The 5,806-nt window shown below is 67.4% G+C and carries 4 protein-coding genes; 1 reads left to right on the top strand and 3 read right to left on the bottom strand.

From position 1 onward, the window contains the following. Nucleotides 1-42: 42 nt before the first annotated feature. On the bottom strand, nucleotides 43-528 hold the full coding sequence (gene coaD, locus ACFWF3_RS21625) for a pantetheine-phosphate adenylyltransferase (RefSeq protein WP_056811926.1): 486 nt from the start codon (nucleotides 526-528) through the stop codon (nucleotides 43-45). 86 nt (nucleotides 529-614) lie between these two features. Here coaD and ACFWF3_RS21620 point away from each other — a divergent pair, with 86 nt between their 5' ends. Next, nucleotides 615-2,048: an RNA-guided endonuclease TnpB family protein gene (locus ACFWF3_RS21620; protein WP_379315033.1), complete on the top strand. Its 1,434-nt coding sequence runs from the start codon at nucleotides 615-617 to the stop codon at nucleotides 2,046-2,048. A 37-nt stretch (nucleotides 2,049-2,085) separates the two neighbouring features. Here ACFWF3_RS21620 and rsmD read toward each other — a convergent pair whose 3' ends face one another. Together rsmD and ACFWF3_RS21610 are read right to left on the bottom strand one after the other, a co-directional pair. Then, nucleotides 2,086-2,661 carry a 16S rRNA (guanine(966)-N(2))-methyltransferase RsmD gene (rsmD, locus tag ACFWF3_RS21615; protein ID WP_378992134.1) on the bottom strand — a complete coding sequence of 192 codons (576 nt, stop codon included), beginning with the start codon at nucleotides 2,659-2,661 and terminating at the stop codon, nucleotides 2,086-2,088. Continuing rightward, nucleotides 2,658-5,806, bottom strand: a 3,149-nt coding sequence (locus ACFWF3_RS21610; protein ID WP_379315032.1) for a pyruvate carboxylase, incomplete at its 5' end; no start/stop codon positions are given. The genes rsmD and ACFWF3_RS21610, both read right to left, overlap by 4 nt.

The raw sequence follows: 5,806 nt of genomic DNA, 5'->3' as shown, positions 1-5,806 counted from the left end.
ATTCCTCGCCCTGCGTGGACTGTTCCGCCTGCCCGCGACTTCCTAGCCCTTACGCTCGGCCAGGCGGTCCAGCAGGCGCTTGTGGACCGCCGGCGGGAGCATGTCGCTCACGTCGCCACCATAGGCCGCCACTTCCTTGACCAGCGAGCTGGACAGGAAGCTCAGGGACGGGTTGGTGGCGATGAAGAAGGTGTCAACGCCGGCCAGTTTGTGGTTCATCTGGGCCATCTGGAGCTCGTAACCGAAGTCGCCCGCGTCGCGCAGCCCCTTGACGATCGCGCTGATCCCCTCCTGCTTGGCGAAGTCCACCGTGAGGCCCTGCCAGGAGGCGACGCGCACGTTCGGCAGGTGGGCGACGGATTCGCGCAGCAGTTCCATGCGCTCCTCGACGGTGAACATGCCCTGCTTCTTGGGGTTCACATTGACGGTGACGATCACCTCGTCGAACTGGGCGGCCGCGCGAGCGAACACGTCGAGGTGACCGTTGGTGACCGGGTCGAAGGAGCCGGGGCACAGTGCTGCAGCCATACCTCAGAGACTATCTGAGAACTGAGACGGCCCGTGCCGGGCGGCTCGTCATTCAGTGTCGGTGGTGCGTGTCACACTCGTGGATGATGAGCCGCCACACGACTTTCCGGTATTGCCTCGACCCCACAGTCGAGCAGTCCGACATGCTCGCAAGGCATGCCGGTGCGGCCCGATTCGCGTTCAACCAAAGCCTCGACTTCGTGAAAACCGCTCTCACCCAACGCAAAACCCGCCCAGCACATCCGGTCCCATGGACTCGGTTCGACCTGATCAAAACGTTCAACACCTGGAAGAAGACCGAAGCCGCAGGACGGGTCTTCACTGTCGACGCGGCTGGGGTCACCGACGTACAGGTAACCGGGTTGGCATGGCGTGCCCAGGTGTCTCAGCAAGTTTTCGAGGAAGCCGCCGTCGACTGCGGTCGCGCGCTGGCCGCGTTCTCTGATTCCAGAACCGGCAAACACGCGGGTAAACGGGTCGGGTTTCCCCGGTTCAAGAAGAAGGGTACAACCGTCCCGGCATTCCGGATCCGTAACAAGCCCGCCAAGTCGGGGCGAGCGTCGATCCGAGTCGGTGACCAGGGACGCGCTCGGTCAGTGGCGTTGCCTGGGATCGGCGCGATCCGGGTACGCGAGGACACCCGCCGGTTGCGGCGGATGCTTACCAAAGACCGGGCGAGGATCCTCTACGTCACCGTCGCCTATCGGGTGCGACGCTGGTGGATCAGCCTGACCGTCGAAGCATCTGATCTCCACACAGCCCATCGTCACCGGCCCCGGGAACACGCTGATCACGGTGGCTGGGTCGGGATCGACCGCGGTTTGACCGCGTTCGCTGTCGCCGCGAACTCCACCGGTGCCGAGGTCGCTCGTATCACCAACGCCCCCAAACCACTGATTACCGGGCTGGATCGTCAACGACGGATGGCGAAGTCGGTGACTCGGAAGCAGAGCGGGTCCCGCAACCATCGGCAGGCGGTTGCCCAGCTGGCCCGCCACCATCACAAGGTCGCCAACATTCGCCGTCATTTCGCTCATCAAGTTGCTAACCAGTTGGTCAAGACCCACGACCGGCTCGTAGTCGAAGACTTGAACGTGGCGGGAATGCTCGGCAACCGTCGTTCGGCCCGCGCGATCAGCGACGTCGGATGGGCCGATTTCGCGCGACTGTTGGTCTACAAGCAGGCATGGCACGGTGGCACGGTCACCGTCGCGGATCTTTGGTTTCCATCGAGTAAACGGTGCTCGGCCTGCGGCGCACCCAATCCGACGCTGTCGTTGGCGGATCGCATGTTCGTCTGCGAATGTGGGTTTCGCGCTGACCGGGACCATAACGCGGCGGTCAACCTCGCACTGTGGCCGACGATTGAACAAGACTTTTCACGATCCCCGGACCCCCGAGCAGGAGGCCGGGTTACCAAAGTCCGCCGACGGGAAGGCTCTGACCGACACCCTGTGGGTGTCGGTGAAACAGTCCTGGTAGACGCGGGAACAGAGGTTCACGCCACGCTTGTGGCGTAAACCGACGACGCCCGAGAAGGGCGGTGTCCGGGATGATCTAGGTTTCCGGACACGCTGTAGCACCGAACTCGGCGAGCTCGACTCTGGTCTCCCCGTATTTGCGTGTCTTCAACGCCACATAGCCTGCGGGCCAGGTGATCTCGGGTGAGCGGCTCGACCGTTCCACCACCACCAGCGCTTCCGGCGCGAGCCAGCCGTTGTTCGCCAGCGCGGTGAGGTCGGCGATCACGTCCTCGGTGCTCACGTCGTAGGGCGGATCCGAGAACACCACGTCGTAGGCCCTCGGCGCGGATTGCTTCAGCACCGAGGACACACTGCCGAGCCGCAGTTCGGCACCGGGTAGACCGAGCTCGGCGATATTGGCGCGCACCACCTCGCCCGCCTTGCGATCGGACTCCACGAGCAGCGCCCGCTGCGCCCCGCGCGACAGCGCTTCCAACCCCAGCGCCCCCGAGCCCGCGTACAGGTCGAGGACCAGCGTGCCGTCCAGATCGAGGCGGGCGTCGATCGCGCTGAACAGCGCTTCACGCACCCGATCAGAGGTAGGGCGGGTACCGGCGGGCGGCACCTTCAAGCGCCGCCCGCCCGCCACACCCGCGACGATGCGTGTCATTCCGACTCGCGTGCGACCAGTTCCACCAGCAGGTCGCCGCCCTCGACCTGGGCCACCTTGGTGGTCGCGATCCGGCCCACCACGCCACCGCGCGGCGCGGTGATGGCCGCTTCCATCTTCATCGCCTCGATGGTGCCGACCGTGTCGCCGGCGTGGATCTCGTCGCCCTCGGACACCGCCAGGGTGACCACACCGGCGAACGGTGCCGCGATGTGGCCCGCGTTGTTCTTGTCCGCCTTCTCCGCCGCGGGCACCTCCGAGGCGACGGACCGGTCACGCACCGCGACAGGGCGCAACTGCCCGTTCATGATGCACATGACCGTGCGCATACCCTTCTCGTCCGGCTCGGAGATCGCCTCGAGGCCGATGAGCAGGGTGACGCCCTTCTCCAGCTGCACGCGGTGCTCTTCGCCGCGGCGCAGGCCGTAGAAGAACTGGTTCTCCGACAGCCCGGTGGTGTCGCCGTACTTCTCGCGGTGGGCGTTGAACTCGGCGGTCGGGCCGGGGAACAGCAGCCGGTTGAGCGTGGCGCGACGCTCGGTGGACGAGCCGTCGAGGGCCTTCTGATCGGCCGGGCTCAGCGGGGTCTCGGGCTTGGGCTCGTTGCGCCCGGCCAGCGCCTTGCTGCGGAACGGCTCCGGCCAGCCACCGGCCGGGGTGCCCAGCTCACCGCGCAGGAAGCCGATCACCGAATCGGGGATGTCGTACCGGCCCGGGTCGGCGGCGAAGTCCTCGATGTCGACACCGGTGCCGACCAGGGCGAGCGCGAGATCACCGACGACCTTCGACGACGGAGTCACCTTGATCAGGCGACCCAGCAGCCGGTCGGCGGCCGCGTACTTGGCCTCGACCTCTTCGAACCGGTCGCCCAGGCCCAGTGCGATCGCCTGCTGACGCAGGTTCGACAGCTGACCACCCGGGATCTCGTGGGTGTACACCCGGCCGGTCGGCGCGGGCAGACCCGACTCGAACGGCGCGTAGACCTTGCGCAGCGCCTCCCAGTACGGCTCGAGATCGCACACGTTCTGCAGGTTCAGGCCGGTGTCGCGATCGGTGTGCGCGGTGGCGGCCACGATCGCCGACAGCGCGGGCTGTGAGGTGGTGCCCGCCATGGCCGCGGACGCACCGTCGACCGCGTCGGCCCCGGCCTGCCAGGCCGCCAGGTAGGTGGCCAGCTGGCCGCCGGGGGTGTCGTGGGTGTGCACGTGCACCGGCAGATCGAAGTTGCTGCGCAGTGCGGTCACGAGTTTCGCGGCGGCGGGGGCACGCAGCAGACCGGCCATGTCCTTGATCGCGAGGACGTGCGCGCCCGCGTCGACGATCTGTTCGGCCAGCTTCAGATAGTAGTCGAGGGTGTAGAGCGATTCGTTCGGGTCGAGCAGGTCGCCGGTGTAGCTGAGCGCGACTTCGGCTATGGCGGTACCGGTTTCGCGGACCGCGTCGATCGCCGGGCGCATCTGGTCGACGTTGTTGAGCGCGTCGAAGATGCGGAAGATGTCGATACCGGTGGCGGCGGCCTCGGAAACGAAAGCGCGCGTGACCTGTTCGGGGTAGGGCGTGTAGCCCACGGTGTTGCGACCGCGCAGCAGCATCTGCAAGCAGATGTTCGGCACGGCTTCGCGCAGCGCGGCCAGGCGCTCCCACGGGTCCTCGTGCAGGAACCGCAGTGCCACATCGTAAGTCGCGCCGCCCCAGGCTTCGATCGAGAGCAGTTCGGGGGTCAGCCGCGCGACATGACCCGCCACACCGAGCAGACCGTTGGTGCGGACACGGGTGGCCAGCAGCGACTGGTGTGCGTCACGGAAGGTCGTGTCGGTGACGCCGAGCGCCCTCTGCTCGCGCAGGGCCTTCGCGAAACCCTCCGGGCCGAGAGTGAGCAGACGCTGGCGCGAACCGTCCGGCGGCGGCAGCGTGAGGTCGACAGCGGGCAGCTTGTCGTAGGGGTACACCGTGGTCGGGCGGTCGCCGTTCGGCTTGTTGACGGTGATGTCGGCCAGATAGGTCAGGATCTTGGTGCCGCGGTCGGCCGAGCCGCGCGAGGTGAGCAGTTCGGGACGCTCGTCGATGAACGAGGTGGTGACCCGGCCCGCCTGGAAATCGGGGTCGTCGAGCACCGCCAGCAGGAACGGGATGTTGGTCGTCACGCCGCGGATACGGAATTCGGCCAGCGCCCGGCGGGCGCGCGCGGCGGCGGCGGGCAGGTCACGACCACGGCAGGTGAGCTTCACCAGCATCGAGTCGAAGTAGGCGCCGATCTCGGCGCCGAGATTCGCGCCGCCGTCGAGGCGGATGCCCGCGCCGCCGGGGGTGCGGTAGGCGGTGATGCGGCCGGTGTCGGGGCGGAAGCCGTTGGCCGGGTCCTCGGTGGTGATGCGGCACTGCAGGGCGGCGCCGCGAATCTGCACCGTCTCCTGGCTCAGCCCCAGGTCGGCGAGGGATTCGCCCGCCGCGATGCGCAGCTGCGACTGCACCAGGTCGACGTCGGTGATCTCCTCGGTGACCGTGTGTTCCACCTGGATGCGCGGGTTCATCTCGATGAACACGTGGTTGCCGCGCTCATCCAGGAGGAACTCCACGGTGCCCGCGTTGATGTAGCCGATCTGGCGGGCGAAGGCCACCGCGTCGGCGCAGATGCGCTCGCGCAGTTCCGGTGACAGGTTCGGGGCGGGCGCGAGCTCGATCACCTTCTGGTGGCGACGCTGCAGCGAACAGTCCCGCTCGAACAGGTGCATGACGTTGCCGTGCTGGTCGGCCAGGATCTGTACCTCGATGTGGCGCGGGTTCACCACCGCCTGCTCGAGGAACACCGTCGGATCGCCGAACGCCGACTCCGCTTCGCGCGACGCGGCCTCGATCGACTCACGCAGCTGCTCGGGCGCGGCGACCCGGCGCATGCCACGGCCACCACCACCGGCGACGGCCTTGACGAAGATCGGGTATTCGAGTTCGGCCGAGGCGGTGAGCAATTCGTCGATATCGGCCGAGGGCTCGCTGGACTTCAGCGTCGGCAGTCCGGCCGCCTTCGCCGCCGCGATGGCCGTGGCCTTGTTGCCGGCCATCTCCAGGATCTCGGCGGTGGGGCCGATGAAGGTGATGCCCTCGGCGGCACAGGCCGCGGCGAGGTCGGGGTTCTCCGACAGGAAGC

It is taken from the genome of Nocardia sp. NPDC060220, from assembly GCF_042727815.1.
GTDB lineage: Bacteria > Actinomycetota > Actinomycetes > Mycobacteriales > Mycobacteriaceae > Nocardia.
The sequence above is the reverse complement of the archived record's forward strand: the minus strand, read 5'-3'. Positions and strand labels throughout refer to the sequence as shown.

What these genes read in the sequence shown, in the direction of transcription:
- coaD (WP_056811926.1), bottom strand. Translation starts at nt 528, where the DNA reads ATGGCTGCAGCACTGTGCCCCGGCTCCTTCGACCCGGTCACCAACGGT.
- ACFWF3_RS21620 (WP_379315033.1), top strand. Translation starts at nt 615, where the DNA reads ATGAGCCGCCACACGACTTTCCGGTATTGCCTCGACCCCACAGTCGAG.
- rsmD (WP_378992134.1), bottom strand. Translation starts at nt 2,661, where the DNA reads ATGACACGCATCGTCGCGGGTGTGGCGGGCGGGCGGCGCTTGAAGGTG.